Genomic DNA, 16,399 nt, shown 5'->3' on the forward strand with positions numbered 1-16,399 from the left:
GAGCACGAACGTTAACGCGACATCCCCTGCCCCATCTTTATCACCGCCGCAATATTCCTTGCGGCCATCTGTACATTCTGTTGCGCATTTTCCAGCGCATCCTCCAGCGAGCAGATGGTGTAAATCACGCTGAATACGGCATCCAGTCCGTGCTCATGCACCACGCCAACATCCGCCGTCAGGCTGCCGGCAATGCCAATAACCGGCTTGTTATAGCGTTTCGCGACTCTCGCCACGCCAACGGGCACTTTTCCGTGGATCGTCTGGCTGTCGATACGCCCTTCGCCCGTGATCACCAGATCGGCGTCCGCGACCTGTTCATCGAGATGCAGGGCATCGGTGACAATCTCAATCCCCTGACGGAGCTGTGCGCCGCAAAATGCATACAGCGCCGCCCCCATTCCGCCAGCCGCACCGCCGCCCGCCAGGTTTAAGACGTCAATATCCAGATCCCGGGCGATAATTTTTGCGTAATGCGCAAGCGCGTTGTCCAGCGTCCTGACCATCTCCGGCGTCGCCCCTTTCTGCGGACCAAATACCGCAGAAGCGCCAGTCTCGCCGATCAGGGGGTTGGTTACATCGCAGGCCACTTCAATTCGACAGTCTGCCAGCCGCTTGTCCAGCCCGCTAAGATCGATATGCGCAAGGCTTGTCAGTTCGCCGCCGCCCGGCCCAACGGGCTGCGCTTTCGCATCCAGCAGTTTTACGCCCAGCGCCTGCACCATGCCTGCGCCACCGTCATTGGTCGCGCTGCCTCCAATGCCAATAATGATATGCTTAACGCCCGCATCCAGCGCATGACGGATCAGTTCCCCAGTTCCCCAGGAGGTGGTGATTAACGGGTTACGCTTTGCAGGAGCAACAAGCTCCAGACCGCTCGCTGCCGCCATCTCGATAAAGGCGCTTTTCCCGTCTCCGGATAACCCGAAAAACCCTTCCACGCGTTCACCCAAAGGCCCGGTAACAGGAACATGGACAAGACGCCCATGCGTGGCTGCCACCATCGCTTCCACCGTCCCTTCGCCACCATCGGCAACCGGTAATTTGACATAGTGCGCTGACGGGAAAATTTCGCGAAAACCGACCTCTATCGCTGTCGCCACCTCCAGCGCGCTCAAGCTTTCCTTATACGAGTCCGGAGCGATAACAATTTTCATAAGCCATCCTTACGCATGTTAGTTACGTTAAGCATACACCACGTAAGGGATCACTCATGGGAGCGGTCCCAATGAGCTTATCGTACCATGCACGGACGTTTATTGTCGAATCTCCACTCTGGGATCAGGTATTGCATCGCCAGCGCGTCATCACGCGCGCCCAGGCCGTGTTTCTGGTAAAGCTCATGCGCTTTCATGACCTGGTCCATATCCAGCTCAACGCCCAGCCCCGGCGTAGCTGGAACTTGCACCATGCCGCCTTTGATTTCAAACGGCTGTTTGGTCAGGCGCTGGTTGCCCTCCTGCCAGATCCAGTGGGTGTCGATGGCGGTAATGTTGCCCGGCGCAGCGGCCGCCACGTGGGTGAACATCGCCAGCGAGATGTCGAAGTGGTTGTTGGAGTGGGAGCCCCAGGTCAGGCCGAACTCATGGCACATCTGCGCCACGCGAACCGAGCCCTGCATCGTCCAGAAGTGCGGGTCTGCCAGCGGAATGTCCACCGATTGCAGCGAGAGCGTGTGCCCCATCTGACGCCAGTCGGTCGCGATCATGTTGGTGGCGGTTGGCAGCCCGGTGGCGCGACGGAACTCCGCCATTACTTCACGTCCGGAGAACCCCTGCTCGGCGCCGCACGGATCTTCCGCGTAGGCCAGCACGCCTTTAAGCTGCTTACCGATTTTGATCGCCTCATCAAGCGACCAGGCACCGTTCGGATCCAGCGTGACGCGCGCCTGCGGGAAGCGCTTCGCCAGCGCGGCGATCGCCTCTGCTTCTTCTTCACCCGCCAGTACGCCGCCTTTCAGCTTGAAGTCATTAAAGCCATATTTTTCATACGCGGCTTCCGCCAGGCGCACCACCGCGTCCGGGGTCATCGCTTCATCGTGACGCACACGATACCAGTCGCATTTTTCGTCCGGCTGGCTCTGGTACGGCAGCGGGGTGAGTTTGCGGTTGCCGATAAAGAACAGGTAGCCGAGCATTTCCACTTCGCTGCGCTGTTGGCCGTCGCCCAGCAGGGAGGCGACATTGACGCCCAGATGCTGGCCCAGCAGATCCAGCATCGCGGCTTCAATGCCCGTGACCACATGGATAGTGGTGCGCAGATCAAACGTTTGCAGACCACGGCCACCCGCATCACGATCGGCAAAGGTCGTGCGCACGCGAGTCAGCACATTTTTGTACTCGCCCAGCGTTTTACCCACCACCAGCGGAATGGCGTCCTCCAGCGTTTTACGGATCTTCTCCCCGCCCGGGATTTCACCGACACCGGTATGCCCTGAGTTGTCCTTGATCACCACAATATTACGGGTGAAGAACGGCGCATGGGCGCCGCTCAGGTTCATCAGCATGCTGTCATGTCCCGCGACAGGAATGATCTGCATGGAGGTAACTACAGGGGTAGAAAATGTGCTCATCGTTCGATCCTTTTATCAGTGACGTCCAAATACAGGGCGCTTACGGTCAAATGTCCAGCCGGGGATAAGGTACTGCATCGGGCCTGCGTCGTTGCGCGCGCCGCCCGGCAATTTTTTATACGCTTCATGCGCCTTGTGGATCTGATCCCAGTCAAGCTCCACGCCCAGCCCCGGCGCATCCGGTACGGCAATTGTGCCGTTTTTGATTTCAAGTGGATTTTTGGTCAGGCGCGCTTCGCCTTCCTGCCAGATCCAGTGCGTATCGATGGCGGTCGGGTTGCCCGGCGCCGCCGCGCCAACGTGGGTAAACATCGCCAGCGAAATGTCGAAATGATTATTGGAGTGGCAGCCCCAGGTGAAGCCCCAGTCATCGCACAGCTGCGCCACGCGCACCGCGCCGGAAAGGGTCCAGAAGTGCGGGTCCGCCAGCGGTATGTCCACCGCATTCAGCATCACCGCATGGCCCATTTCGCGCCAGTTGGTGGCGATCATGTTGGTCGCAACCGGCACCCCGGTAGCGCGGCGGAATTCGGCCATCACCTCGCGGCCAGAAAAGCCCTGCTCGGCACCGCACGGATCTTCCGCGTAGGTCAGCACGTCGCCCAGCCCTTTGCACAGCGCGATAGCTTCATCCAGCAGCCAGGCGCCGTTCGGATCGACGGTGATGCGTGCCTCCGGGAAGCGTTTTTTCAACGCGCGCACGCTGTCAATCTCCTGCTCGCCCGGCAGAACGCCGCCTTTCAGCTTGAAGTCTTTAAAGCCGTAGCGATCCTGCGCCGCCTCTGCCAGGCGTACCACCGCCTCGCCAGAGAGCGCCTCCTGATGACGCAGGTGATACCACTCGTGGGTACCCGGCGAGCGTTCCAGATACGGCAGATCGGTTTTAGTCCGGTCGCCAACGTAGAACAGATAGCCCAGCACCGTTACCGCATCACGCTGTTTGCCTGGCCCCAGCAGTTCGCAGACCGGCACGTTCAGCGCCTTGCCCAGTAAATCGAGGAGAGCCGCCTCCAGCGCCGCCACCGCGTTAACGCGCAGTTCAAACGTCCAGGCACCTTTGCCGAAGGTATCAAAATCCGCCGACTGGTTGCCCTTATGCACCCGCTGAACCACCTTGTTGAGACGGGCGACCTCCTGCCCAACCACCTGCGGGATGGCGTCGACCAGCGTCTGGTAAATCACCTCTCCGCCAGGCGCTTCCCCGACGCCGGTGTTCCCTGCGCTGTCGGTCAGCACCACAATGTTGCGGGTGAACCAGGCGTTATGCGCGCCACCAATGTTGAGCAGCATGCTGTCCTGCCCCGCCACCGGGATGACCTTCATCTCCGTCACGATCGGGCGTGATTGCGTTGTCATCATCCGCGCTCCCCAACAGGTTTCAGTTCGATTCGTTTGATGTCACCCACCAGCACCAGGTAACTGAGTACCGCCACCAGCGCATGGACGCCTACATAAATCAGCGCACCATTGAAGGAGCCGGTGGTGCCGACGATGTAACCGATAGCGATTGGGGTGACAATGCCGGAAATGTTGCCAAACATGTTGAACAGACCGCCGCTCAGGCCGCTGATCTCTTTCGGCGCGGTATCTGCCATCACCGCCCAGCCCAGTGCGCCAATGCCTTTACCGAAGAAGGCCATCGCCATAAAGCCGATAATCATCCACTCCGCGCTGACGTAGTTACAGAACACCATGGTCATGGAGAGCAGCATGCCGAGCACGATTGGCGTTTTACGCGCAATATTCAGCGAACCGGTACGACGCATCAACCAGTCGGAGATGACCCCGCCAAGCACCCCACCCACGAAGCCGCAGATGGCCGGCACGGAGGCGACAAACCCCGCCTTCAGAATCGACATGCCGCGCGCCTGCACCAGGTAAACCGGGAACCAGGTGATGAAGAAGTAGGTTAAGGCGTTAATGCAATACTGGCCGAGATAGATACCGATCATCATTCGTGAGCCGACGAGTTGTTTGATCTGCCCCCATTTCTGGCTGAACGGGACCTTAGCTTTCTGGGTTTTCTGATCCATGTTGATCAGCGCCCCGCCTTCAGCAATGTAGTCCAGCTCTTTCTTGTTCACGCCCGGATGCTGGTTTGGTTCGTGGATCACTTTCAGCCAGATGAAGCTGATGACGATCCCCAGCCCGCCCATGAAGAAGAAGACGTGTGACCAGCCCACCTCATGCGTCAGCCAGCCCATGATTGGCGCGAAAATAACCGTCGCAAAGTATTGCGCCGAGTTAAAGATCGCTACCGCCGTACCCCTCTCCTGCGCCGGGAACCAGGCGGCCACAATACGGCTGTTGCCAGGGAACGATGGCGCTTCCGCTAAGCCCACCAGGAAGCGGAGGGTAAAGAGCGCAATGATAATGCCGAAGCCGCTAAAGATATCCACGAAGCCCTGTAACAGGGTAAACATCGACCAGATGAAAATGGACCAGAAATAGACCCGTTTTGAGCCAAAGCGGTCCAGCAGCCAGCCGCCAGGGATTTGGCCGATTACGTAGGCCCATGAAAATGCGGAGAAAACATACCCCATACCCACCGGATCAAGTCCGATGTCCTTTGCCATCTCAGAGCCGGCAATGGATAACGTGGCACGGTCGCCGTAGTTGAAAGAGGTGACGATAAACAGCATCACCACTATCCAGTAGCGGGCGTTGGTGCGCTTCTCAGCGCTGCTCGCCGCGTGGCTTAATGTACTCATTGTTGCACTCCTGAAACATAGCTTTCGCCTGGTTCATTCTGTACAGCACCTGTAGGGTAATCAGAATGAGAGATTTGTGTTTGGTTTTGGTACGGCCAGAAGCCGTTTTATAGTGACGGGAAAAGTATATGAAGGAGTGACCGGTTCTCTCACCGTGCAGGAACACAACATTGACGGGCGTGGGGAACGTGGTTTGGGGCATAAGCCCAAAGTGGTGGAAGATACTTCACGGAATTGAGGATAGGGTGCGGCTTCGTTGCCGGGTGGCGGCTTCGCCTTACCCGGCCTGGCGTTCGTTTAGTACAGGGTTAGTTCAGGAGCGTGGCCCAGTGTTCAACCCAGGGATTTGACTCGCTTTCTGGCTCAGGGTGTTCACCTGCATCAATCAGCAACATCTCTCCGACGCGCTGAGCGCTCTGTTCCTGCAACAGCGCGTCGAACTGCTTACCGCCGCCGCAGAAATTGGCGTAAGAGCTATCGCCGAGGGCAATGATGCCATAGTGAACATCTGGCTGATAACCAAGCTGGTCTTTAATGCCCTGGAAAAGCGGGACGATGCTGTCCGGTAGATCGCCCTGCCCGGTGGTGGAGGTCACCACCAGGATGTATTTATCTTTATATTTTTCCCAGTCCGCCAGCTCCGGATCTTCATAGACCGTTGCTTTATGGCCCTGGTTTACGAGGATTGCTTCCGCTTCCTCCGCCACCAGCAGCGAGTTGCCGTACATTGTCCCGACAAAAATGCCTACTTCAGCCATGCTTTGCTCCCGTAATTATTGCGCTTGCTGTTCATCCTGAACGTTGCCTGCGGCAAACTCAACCCTTTCATTTTCGGGGAGTTGTCCCAGCCAGCCAAACTGTGACAGCGCCTGCATCCAGACCTTGTCCAGCCCCGCGCGAATAGTCAGCGGTTCGCCGGTAAACGGGTGCGTCAGGCGTAGCTCGCTGGCGTGCAGCATCAGCCGGTTACAGCCAAAGTGCTCGGCCGCGCTGCGGTTCTGGCGCAGATCGCCGTGCTTGCTGTCGCCGATAATGGGGTGGCGCAGATGTGCAAGGTGACGGCGAAGCTGGTGCTTGCGCCCGGTTTTGGGCAAAAGCTCCACCAGACTGTATCGCGTGGTCGGAAATTTGCTGGTCGCCACCGGCAGTTCTGTGGTCGCCATACCACGATAGTCGGTCACCGCTGGCTGCGGGCCTTTATCTTCGCGGGCAAATTTATCGGCGATTTTATCCAGTTCCTCCACCAGGGGATAATCAAGCGTGGCGGAATCCATCAGCCAGCCACGCACGATGGCGTGGTAGCGTTTCTGGATCTGGTGCTGTTCAAACTGCTGCGCCAGCAGGCGCCCGGCCTCACTGGAAAGCCCCATCAGCAGAACACCAGAGGTTGGCCGATCGAGACGATGGGCAGTAAAAACGTGCTGACCGATTTGATCGCGCACGGTTTGCATGACCACCACTTTCTCATCGCGATCGAGCCAGCTACGGTGCACCAGCCAGCCGGACGGTTTATTCACCGCCACTAACCACTCATCCTGATAAAGGATCTCAAGCGTCATGCATCGTCACCGGCGAAAAGCGCATCCAGCTTCTCCAGCTCCACCAGCATCATGGCACGCGCCGGGTGGGTCGCTTCCAGCGCCATTTCGTAATAGGGAGAGACGGCAAAAGACGCGGGCAACGCGTGGCCACCTTCCAGCAGCGCATGCATACGCGGAATTAAGACCCACTGGAGCCACTCGAACGGGTCCAGCGTATCCAGACAAAACGGTTGGGTGCTGGCGAACGCGTCTGGCTGCGGCGCGTTATCCTGCCACAGCTGATGCTGGCGCATAAGGGCTTCGATGGCGTGCAACTGCGCACGAACGCTGTCATGATGCGACATATATACCTCAACTGAAAAACGGAATGGCGCGAAGCATAGCATTGCGGAAGACAGAAATAAAAAAGGGAGCACTGTAAAAACAGTGCTCCCGGTTCGTTTCGCAGCATTCCAGCTACAATACGTGCTCCCTGCTCATCCGTGACAACTTTTCCTGATGCCCGAAGGCCTGGTCATCCCTTTACCTTTTGCTTCCTGCTCACATCGTCCTGATGTGTAGGTTTCATCCTGAAACGTCCTGGCCATCCTGACCCACCGACCATCCTGACCGGCTCTCGTTCTCCTTCCTGGAGGTGTCCCTTACGCATCCTGCGTGATCCACTTTGCTTCATCCTGAAGCCTTCCTGCGGCGTCATCCTGACGTGTCCCTGGTAAGAAACGCCATCATCCTGATGTTCGTTTCTCGTGTCGGCATCCTGTCGACACAGATAGAATCCGCTATTCTGCTTCGTCTTACAACCCACCTTGTGAGCAATGTAAGCCAGGCGAAACGGGGGATTTCCTTTCAGAAAACCACTAACTTATTGAAAGAGAAGTTAATATTAATCTGAAATTCCTAAGACAATGCTAATTGTTTCGGCGATGTCTCACAGCGCGTGTAAGAGATCTCTCACACGCCCAGTAGCATCATGGATTACAGAAGAGGCTCAATTCGGGTAAGGAAATCCGCAAGTGAAGGCGCGAGAACGTCGCGATTGCGGGTGCCGAGCGTCTCTTTAATGACCTCGCCAGACAGGTTGCAGACAGAAATGACGTCCAGTTCACTGTCGAGCGTCGCAATAAAGAGAGTCGGAGAGAGCTTAAGCCGTTTTTGCGTGACCAGGTGACCAATGAGGTTTTCCTGAACGCGTTGCAGATCGTCTTCGCTCCAGGTTTGCAGCAGCGTCAGCGGCTGTCCTGCAAAACATGCAGTCATATCCCCGGCAAACTGCGTGGTATAAAATGCATGAAGCGCAGGTTGTATCACAAGGTCCATCGCGCGTTCAACAGCATTTACATTCTGCTCGCCCATGAACGGTTTCGGTTGCCAGATAACGTAATCATCCTGCGAAGCGATAATGCACGGTGACGGCACGCCATATAAGTCAGTACTTTGCGGCCACGTCCCCCGCTTTTCATGCCAGGCATCGCAATAGCGGGTCGTGAAGGACGTCAGGGCATTTGCAGTTTCGATATCCACCGATTTCTCTCTTCTTGTAAGACAGGATAAACTCAGCCCATAAGTGTACCTGTAAAGTGGCTATGAAACATGTCTTACGAAAATCATCAGGCGTTAACGGGCTTAACGCTGGGAAAATCGACCGATTACCGCGACACCTACGATGCAAGCCTGTTGCAGGGCGTGCCGCGCAGTCTGAACCGCGATCCGCTCGGGCTGCACGCTGACGCGCTGCCGTTTGTCGGCGGCGACATCTGGACGCTGTACGAACTCTCCTGGCTGAATGCGCGCGGTCTGCCGCAGGTGGCCGTGGGCCACGTTGAGCTGGATTACGCCAGCGTAAACCTGGTCGAATCCAAGAGCTTTAAGCTCTATCTCAACAGCTTTAACCAGACCAAATTTAACAGCTGGGACGAGGTGCAACAGACGCTTGAACGTGATTTAAGCGCGTGCGCGCAGGGGAACGTAACCGTCTCGTTATACCGTCTGCATGAGCTGGAAGGTCAGCCCATCGCCCATTTCCACGGCACCTGCATCGACGATCAGGACATTGAGGTGGAAAGCTATGAATTTAGCAGCGACTACCTGGAAAACGCGGCGGGCGGAAAAGTGGTCAACGAGACGCTGGTTAGCCATCTGCTGAAATCCAACTGCCTTATCACCCATCAGCCGGACTGGGGCTCGGTACAGATCCAGTACCGCGGCCCGCAGATTGACCGTGAAAAGCTGCTGCGTTACCTGGTGTCATTCCGTCATCACAACGAATTCCACGAGCAGTGCGTGGAGCGCATCTTCAACGACATCCAGCGTTTCTGCCAGCCCGAAAAGTTGAGCGTTTACGCCCGCTACACCCGTCGCGGCGGTCTGGATATCAACCCGTGGCGCACCAATACCGATTTTGTGCCTGCCACCGGACGACTTGTGCGCCAGTAAGATAAATATTTTCACAATATGCGGGCGGTATTCCGCCCGAAGTGTTGTGAAACGTCATAAGCCAGGGCTATTGTAATCAACAGGGAAAGACGATAATCGTCCCATAAGGAGCTCACTTGATTACACATATTAGCCCGCTTGGCTCTATGGATATGTTGTCGCAACTGGAAGTGGACATGCTTAAACGCACCGCCAGTAGCGACCTTTATCAACTGTTTCGTAACTGTTCACTTGCCGTACTGAACTCCGGAAGCCTGACCGACAACAGTAAAGAGCTGCTGTCCCGCTTCGAAAGTTTTGATATCAACGTGCTGCGCCGCGAGCGCGGGGTGAAGCTCGAAGTGATCAACCCGCCGGAAGACGCTTTTGTCGACGGGCGTATTATTCGCTCACTTCAGGCCAACCTGTTTGCCGTGCTGCGCGACATTCTGTTTGTTAACGGACAGATCAGCAATGCCGGACGTTTCCAGCATCTTGACCTGGAAAGTTCCGTTCATATCACCAACCTGGTCTTCTCCATTCTGCGTAACGCCCGTGCCCTGCACGTGGGCGAAGCGCCGAACATGGTCGTCTGCTGGGGCGGTCACTCCATTAACGAAACCGAATACCTGTATGCCCGCCGCGTAGGGACGCAGCTCGGCCTGCGCGAACTGAATATCTGTACCGGTTGCGGTCCTGGCGCGATGGAAGCGCCGATGAAAGGCGCGGCAGTAGGACACGCACAGCAACGCTATAAAGAAGGCCGTTTTATCGGCATGACCGAGCCATCGATCATCGCCGCTGAGCCGCCTAACCCGCTGGTTAACGAACTGATTATTATGCCGGATATCGAAAAACGTCTTGAGGCGTTTGTCCGTATCGCGCACGGCATCATCATCTTCCCGGGCGGCGTAGGCACGGCGGAAGAGCTGCTTTATCTGCTGGGGATCCTGATGAACCCGGCTAACAAAGATCAGGTTCTGCCGCTGATCCTGACCGGCCCGAAAGAGAGCGCCGACTACTTCCGCGTGCTGGACGAGTTTATCGTGCATACGTTGGGCGAAGATGCGCGCCGTCACTACCGCATTATTATTGACGATGCCGCAGAAGTGGCCCGTCAGATGAAAAAAGCGATGCCGCTGGTGAAAGAGAATCGTCGTGATACCGGGGATGCCTACAGTTTTAACTGGTCCATCCGTATCGCACCGGATCTTCAGATACCCTTCGAGCCGTCGCATGAGAACATGGCGAACCTCAAACTCTATCCGGATCAGCCGGTGGAAGTGCTGGCTGCCGACCTGCGTCGCGCCTTCTCTGGCATCGTGGCGGGGAACGTGAAAGAGGTAGGGATCCGCGCAATTGAAGAGTTCGGGCCGTATAAGATCCACGGTGACCCGGAGATGATGCGCCGCATGGATGACATGTTGCAGGGCTTTGTCGCTCAGCACCGCATGAAGCTTCCAGGCTCTGCCTATATTCCGTGTTACGAAATCATCAAGTAAAGCGACATTTCTCTCCTCTCAAGCCGGATCGTCATCCGGCTTTTTTATTAGTGATGCAATTCATAGCGATCTTCAATGTTATTAACAAATCTGACGCCTGCGCAAACGATTACCTCGATTTTGAAACCGTAAATAATCAGCCTTAATCGAAATTACCCGCCAGAAAATCCTAAAATCCCATTTCTTTACAGCGAAAGACACCTATCTCGCGGGTCGACCTTTTCGAAAACATGTCGTTAATGGTAGCCTTCGCGCCCGTAAATTCTCTTTGATGTTTTTTTAACAGATAAATGGTCTAAAGATACCCACATCACAAGTGGATTATTGCATTTGGGATCGCGATCACTGATAGATTCATAACTAGAATGTATCTTTCCGCCCGCCAATAGTTACGGGCAAAAATTATTAAAAAACCGTCACTGAACGAATTTCATATTACCGTCAGGCACTTTTTCATCGGATTTGACTAAAAACCTGACAATTTGCTTCCTCCAGGAGATACAGATGGAAACCACTCAAACCAGCACCGTTGCTTCGATTGAATCCCGAAGCGGTTGGCGCAAAACGGATACCATGTGGATGCTTGGCCTGTACGGCACAGCAATCGGCGCTGGTGTACTGTTCCTTCCTATCAACGCAGGTGTCGGCGGTATGATCCCGCTGATCATCATGGCCCTCATCGCTTTCCCGATGACCTTCTTTGCACACCGCGGCCTGACCCGCTTCGTGCTGTCCGGTAAAAATCCGGGCGAAGACATCACTGAAGTCGTTGAAGAACACTTCGGCGTCGGCGCAGGTAAGCTGATTACCCTGCTCTACTTCTTCGCGATTTACCCGATTCTGCTGGTGTACAGCGTTGCTATCACCAACACCGTTGAAAGCTTTATGATGCACCAGCTTCAGATGACCCCGCCGCCGCGTGCGATTCTGTCCCTGATCCTGATCGTCGGTATGATGACCATCGTGCGCTTCGGCGAGCAGATGATTGTGAAAGCGATGAGCGTGCTGGTGTTCCCGTTTGTTGCGGCTCTGATGGTGCTGGCTCTGTACCTGATCCCACAGTGGAACGGCGCTGCGCTGGAAACCCTGTCTCTGAGCAGCGCATCCACGACCGGCAACGGTCTGATGCTGACCCTGTGGCTGGCGATCCCGGTGATGGTATTCTCCTTCAACCACTCGCCAATCATCTCTTCCTTCGCAGTAGCGAAGCGTGAAGAGTACGGCAATGGCGCAGAGAAGAAGTGCTCCAGCATCCTGGCTCGCGCGCACATCATGATGGTACTGACCGTAATGTTCTTCGTGTTCAGCTGCGTGCTGAGCCTCTCCCCGGCGGATCTGGCGGCGGCGAAAGAGCAGAACATCTCTATTCTGTCTTACCTGGCAAACCACTTTAACGCACCGCTGATTGCGTGGATGGCGCCGATCATCGCGATTATCGCCATCACCAAATCCTTCCTGGGCCACTACCTGGGCGCACGTGAAGGCTTCAACGGCATGGTGATTAAATCTCTGCGTGGTAAAGGCAAGACCATTGAAATCAACCGTCTGAACAAAATCACTGCACTGTTCATGCTGGTGACCACCTGGGCGGTAGCCACCCTGAACCCAAGCATTCTGGGCATGATTGAAACCCTGGGCGGCCCGATTATCGCGATGATCCTGTTCCTGATGCCGATGTACGCGATTCAGAAAGTGCCTGCGATGCGCAAATACAGCGGCCATATCAGCAACGTGTTCGTTGTTGTGATGGGCCTGATTGCCATCTCCGCTATTTTCTACTCGCTGTTCAGCTAATACCTCCTGCGCCGTCTGCGGACGGCGCACTTCTCCCCTCTGACTGAAGCAATGGACGCATCATGATTAGCGTATTCGATATCTTCAAAATCGGTATTGGTCCTTCCAGCTCTCACACCGTCGGACCAATGAAAGCCGGTAAACAATTCACGGATGACTTGATTGCACGCGGCATTTTGCACGACATCACCCGCGTGGTTGTCGATGTATATGGTTCCCTTTCCCTGACCGGTAAAGGCCACCATACCGATATTGCCATTATCATGGGGCTGGCGGGTAATCTGCCGGATACCGTTGATATTGATGCAATACCTGGCTTTATCCAGGACGTGAACACCCACGGTCGTTTGCTGCTGGCGAACGGCGAGCATGAGGTTGAATTCCCGGTTGATCACTGCATGAATTTCCATGCGGATAACCTGTCGTTGCACGAGAATGGCATGCGCATTACCGCGCTGGCCGGCGACAAAGCGGTTTACAGCCAGACGTATTACTCCATCGGCGGCGGGTTTATCGTCGACGAGGACCATTTTGGTCAAAGCACCAATTCTGCTGTTGATGTGCCGTACCCTTACAAAAACGCGGCCGACTTACAGCGTCACTGCCAGGAGACAGGGCTTTCTCTCTCCGGCCTGATGATGAAAAACGAGCTGGCCCTGCACAGCAAAGAGGAACTGGAACAGCACTTCGCTAACGTCTGGGAAGTGATGCGCAGCGGCATTGAGCGCGGGATCACCACCGAAGGCGTGCTGCCGGGTAAACTGCGTGTTCCGCGTCGTGCGGCTGCGCTGCGCCGCATGCTGGTCAGCGCCGACAAAACCACCACCGATCCGATGGCCGTCGTCGACTGGATCAACATGTTCGCGCTGGCGGTGAACGAAGAGAACGCCGCGGGCGGCCGCGTCGTCACCGCACCAACCAACGGGGCGTGCGGCATTGTTCCGGCGGTCCTGGCGTATTACGACAAGTTTATCCGTGAAGTGAACGCAAACTCACTTGCACGCTACCTGCTGGTCGCCAGTGCGATTGGCTCACTGTACAAGATGAACGCCTCAATTTCTGGCGCGGAAGTAGGCTGTCAGGGTGAAGTGGGCGTAGCCTGCTCTATGGCGGCGGCGGGTCTGGCCGAATTGCTGGGCGCAAGCCCTGCGCAGGTTTGTATCGCGGCGGAAATCGGCATGGAACATAACCTGGGGCTGACCTGCGATCCGGTCGGCGGACAGGTCCAGGTGCCATGCATCGAACGTAACGCCATCGCCTCGGTGAAAGCAGTGAACGCGGCCCGTATGGCGCTGCGTCGTACCAGCGAACCGCGCGTCTGCCTCGACAAGGTTATCGAAACCATGTACGAAACCGGCAAAGATATGAATGCCAAATACCGCGAAACCTCCCGCGGTGGCCTGGCGATGAAGATCGTCACCTGCGATTAAGCCTCTCAGGAAGCCTCGTTTTGCGAGGCTTCTTCCTGTTTTCCCCACCATTCATAGTTTCATGCTGCGCTCAGTGTTACCCTTCACCCATTAGACAGAAGGGAGATTATCTGTGGCCGTTCATTTGCTTATCGTCGATGCTCTTAACCTGATTCGCCGTATTCATGCGGTACAGGGCACACCCTGCAAGGACACCTGTTTACACGCGCTGGAGCAGCTTATCCGCCACAGTGAACCCACCCATGCGGTCGCGGTTTTTGATGACGAAGCCCGCAACACGGGCTGGCGGCACCAGCGCCTGCCGGACTACAAAGCCGGGCGTGCGCCGATGCCGGACGATCTGCACGCAGAAATGCCCGCTATCCGCGCGGCCTTTGAGCAGCGCGGCGTTCCGTGCTGGGGCGCCCACGGTAATGAGGCTGACGATTTAGCCGCAACGCTGGCGGTTAAAGTCGCGAGCGCCGGACATCAGGCGACTATCGTTTCAACCGACAAAGGCTACTGCCAGCTGCTCTCCCCCACTATCCGTATTCGCGACTATTTTCAAAAACGCTGGCTGGACGCGCCGTTCATTGCCAGCGAGTTTGGCGTATCGCCTGAGCAACTGCCGGATTACTGGGGGCTGGCGGGGATCAGCAGCTCTAAAGTGCCGGGTGTCGCCGGTATTGGACCCAAAAGCGCCGCACAGCTGCTGACGGAGTTTCAGAGTCTGGAAGGGATGTACGCCCGGCTGAACGAGGTGCCGGATAAATGGCGCAAAAAGCTGGAGGCGCATAAAGAAATGGCGTTTATCTGCCGGGAGGTGGCGACGCTACAGACGGATTTACAACTGGACGGGAATTTACAGCAGTTAAGGTTAGAGCGTTAAAACAACTACACGATTTTGTAGGCCCGGTAAGCGCAGCGCCACCGGGCGTTACAAACGTTATCGCTCGTCGCGACGCCCCCCCACGGCCGCCCACCAGCGACGGATATGCACCGTCACTTCTTCGCGGTCGTGATAAAGCTGACGCGCCTGGATTTCCGCGTTAATCCCGTGTTCATCCAGCTGCTGCTGAATGTAGGCCAGGTTCTGCGACACCTCCTCATAGCGCTTTTTCATCGGCAGCTTGAGGTTGAAAATGGTCTCGCGACACCAGCCGTTCACCAGCCAGGAGGCCATCAGCGCGGCCACTTTCGCCGGTTTCTCAACCATGTCGCACACCATCCAGGAGATGTTGTTGCGGTTCGGGCGATAGCGGAAACCGTCTTCACGCAGCCAGGTGACCTGTCCGGTGTCCATCAGGCTTTGCGCCATTGGGCCGTTATCAACGGACGATACCCACATGTTGCGTTTCACCAGCTGATAGGTCCAGCCGCCCGGGCACGCGCCAAGGTCGACGGCATACATGCCGTTTGCCAGCCGTTCGTCCCACTCGTCCGCCGGGATAAAGACGTGAAACGCCTCCTCCAGCTTGAGGGTTGAACGGCTCGGCGCATCTGCCGGGAAGCGCAGACGCGGGATCCCCATAAAGAACGGCGAGTTATTGGTGGTATACGAGTAGCCTGCGTAACAACATCCTGGCGCAATAAAGAAGATATGCACGACTGGGCGCTTTGGCGTTTCGTAGTTTGTCAGCACACCCGCATCACGCAGCGCCGCGCGCAGCGGCACGGTGAACTTACGGCAGAACTTCATCAGCTCTTTGCTTTCGTTGGTGTCGGCCACTTCCACGCGCAAATCGCCGCCCTTCTCCACCACGCCCTGCAACAGGCCAACAATCGGCGTGATGCGATCTTCCGGCGGAAGATCTTTCAGCAGTTCACCCGCGACAAACATCTGACGGGCGAAAATCAATGAGCTGAACGGCAGTTCGCGCGCCAGCTTGTCGGCATCATCAGGCTGATAGCATTCAAATACCACATAGCCCGCGTTCTCTTTGACGCGAGCGAATCCAAAGACTTCACGCTTCGCCGCTTTATCGGTGATTTCCGCGGCGCACTCTTTCTCAAACCCCGGGCGACAATATAAAACAACCTTATTCATGAACAACGCCCTTGCGTTTCAGACGGATAGCTCCGATAAACATTAACACCCAACCCGCCAGGAAGCTGACGCCGCCGACAGGTGTAACAAACGCCCACAGGCGTAAATGCGACAGCGCCAGACAGTAAAGACTGCCGCTGAACAGTACGGTACCCAGCGCCAGAAAGACGCTGCTCCAGTAAAACCAGATGCTGATGCGGCGCTGCATCGCCACCGCCAGCCCAAAAATTGCCAGCGTGTGGAACGCCTGATATTCAAGGCCGGTCTGGATCCACCCCATCTCCACAACGCCCAGAGATTTGCTTAAGACATGCGCGCCAAACGCGCCCAGAGCTACAAAAATAAAGCCACTCACCGCGGCGAAAATCAGCATGAATCGGCTGGTCATGTTTAAGTCCTGAATTGATGCGT

Annotated in this window: 15 protein-coding genes; 5 read left to right on the forward strand and 10 right to left on the reverse strand. The window is 56.2% G+C overall.

Annotation, left to right across the window (positions count from 1 at the left end):
- Positions 1–11 precede the first annotated feature (11 nt).
- The 8 genes from SK53_RS12485 to syd all read right to left on the reverse strand — a co-directional run bounded on the left by SK53_RS12485 (position 12) and on the right by syd (position 8,345).
- Positions 12–1,157: a glycerate kinase gene (locus tag SK53_RS12485; protein ID WP_032610054.1), complete on the reverse strand. Its 1,146-nt coding sequence runs from the start codon at positions 1,155–1,157 to the stop codon at positions 12–14.
- A gap of 77 nt (positions 1,158–1,234) precedes the next feature.
- Positions 1,235–2,572 (reverse strand): glucarate dehydratase, encoded by a 1,338-nt coding sequence (gene gudD, locus SK53_RS12490; RefSeq protein ID WP_003862731.1) that lies wholly within the window; start codon positions 2,570–2,572, stop codon positions 1,235–1,237.
- Between the two features lie 15 nt (positions 2,573–2,587).
- The gene (locus tag SK53_RS12495) at positions 2,588–3,928 is read right to left on the reverse strand and encodes an enolase C-terminal domain-like protein (RefSeq protein ID WP_048209711.1); all 1,341 of its coding nucleotides are present in this window, start codon (positions 3,926–3,928) and stop codon (positions 2,588–2,590) included.
- Positions 3,928–5,283, reverse strand: a complete 1,356-nt coding sequence (gene gudP / locus SK53_RS12500; RefSeq protein WP_003862734.1) for a galactarate/glucarate/glycerate transporter GudP — start codon at positions 5,281–5,283, stop codon at positions 3,928–3,930. The genes SK53_RS12495 and gudP overlap by 1 nt, the downstream gene beginning before the upstream one ends.
- Positions 5,284–5,591: 308 nt before the next feature.
- Positions 5,592–6,041 carry a flavodoxin gene (locus tag SK53_RS12505; RefSeq protein ID WP_023295346.1) on the reverse strand — a complete coding sequence of 150 codons (450 nt, stop codon included), beginning with the start codon at positions 6,039–6,041 and terminating at the stop codon, positions 5,592–5,594.
- 15 nt (positions 6,042–6,056) lie between these two features.
- On the reverse strand, positions 6,057–6,842 hold the full coding sequence (truC, locus tag SK53_RS12510; RefSeq protein ID WP_045337384.1) for a tRNA pseudouridine(65) synthase TruC: 786 nt from the start codon (positions 6,840–6,842) through the stop codon (positions 6,057–6,059).
- Positions 6,839–7,168, reverse strand: coding sequence for a YqcC family protein (locus SK53_RS12515; protein ID WP_003862740.1), 330 nt, complete (start codon positions 7,166–7,168; stop codon positions 6,839–6,841). The genes truC and SK53_RS12515 overlap by 4 nt, the downstream gene beginning before the upstream one ends.
- A gap of 631 nt (positions 7,169–7,799) precedes the next feature.
- Complete coding sequence (syd, locus tag SK53_RS12525; protein WP_003862744.1) at positions 7,800–8,345, reverse strand: SecY-interacting protein; 546 nt, start codon at positions 8,343–8,345, stop codon at positions 7,800–7,802.
- Between the two features lie 69 nt (positions 8,346–8,414).
- Here syd and queF point away from each other — a divergent pair, with 69 nt between their 5' ends.
- The 5 genes from queF (at position 8,415) to xni (ending at position 14,830) form a co-directional block, all read left to right on the forward strand.
- The gene (gene queF / locus SK53_RS12530; protein WP_023323687.1) at positions 8,415–9,257 is read left to right on the forward strand and encodes an NADPH-dependent 7-cyano-7-deazaguanine reductase QueF; all 843 of its coding nucleotides are present in this window, start codon (positions 8,415–8,417) and stop codon (positions 9,255–9,257) included.
- 116 nt (positions 9,258–9,373) lie between these two features.
- Entirely contained in the window at positions 9,374–10,738 is a 1,365-nt protein-coding gene (ppnN, locus tag SK53_RS12535) for a nucleotide 5'-monophosphate nucleosidase PpnN (RefSeq protein ID WP_003862748.1), read from the forward strand.
- A gap of 504 nt (positions 10,739–11,242) precedes the next feature.
- The gene (locus SK53_RS12540) at positions 11,243–12,532 is read left to right on the forward strand and encodes an HAAAP family serine/threonine permease (RefSeq protein WP_045343893.1); all 1,290 of its coding nucleotides are present in this window, start codon (positions 11,243–11,245) and stop codon (positions 12,530–12,532) included.
- Positions 12,533–12,594: 62 nt separating this feature from the next.
- Positions 12,595–13,962 (forward strand): L-serine ammonia-lyase, encoded by a 1,368-nt coding sequence (locus SK53_RS12545; RefSeq protein WP_003862751.1) that lies wholly within the window; start codon positions 12,595–12,597, stop codon positions 13,960–13,962.
- 112 nt (positions 13,963–14,074) lie between these two features.
- Positions 14,075–14,830 (forward strand): flap endonuclease Xni, encoded by a 756-nt coding sequence (gene xni / locus SK53_RS12550; RefSeq protein ID WP_003862753.1) that lies wholly within the window; start codon positions 14,075–14,077, stop codon positions 14,828–14,830.
- Between the two features lie 57 nt (positions 14,831–14,887).
- Here the strand turns inward: xni and rlmM are convergent, their stop codons facing one another.
- Positions 14,888–15,988, reverse strand: a complete 1,101-nt coding sequence (gene rlmM / locus SK53_RS12555) for a 23S rRNA (cytidine(2498)-2'-O)-methyltransferase RlmM (protein WP_003862754.1) — start codon at positions 15,986–15,988, stop codon at positions 14,888–14,890.
- Entirely contained in the window at positions 15,981–16,376 is a 396-nt protein-coding gene (locus SK53_RS12560; RefSeq protein WP_003862756.1) for a DUF423 domain-containing protein, read from the reverse strand. The genes rlmM and SK53_RS12560 overlap by 8 nt, the downstream gene beginning before the upstream one ends.
- Positions 16,377–16,399 lie beyond the last annotated feature (23 nt).

This window comes from Enterobacter sp. MGH119 (genome assembly GCF_001037675.1).
Taxonomy (GTDB): domain Bacteria; phylum Pseudomonadota; class Gammaproteobacteria; order Enterobacterales; family Enterobacteriaceae; genus Enterobacter; species Enterobacter hormaechei_C.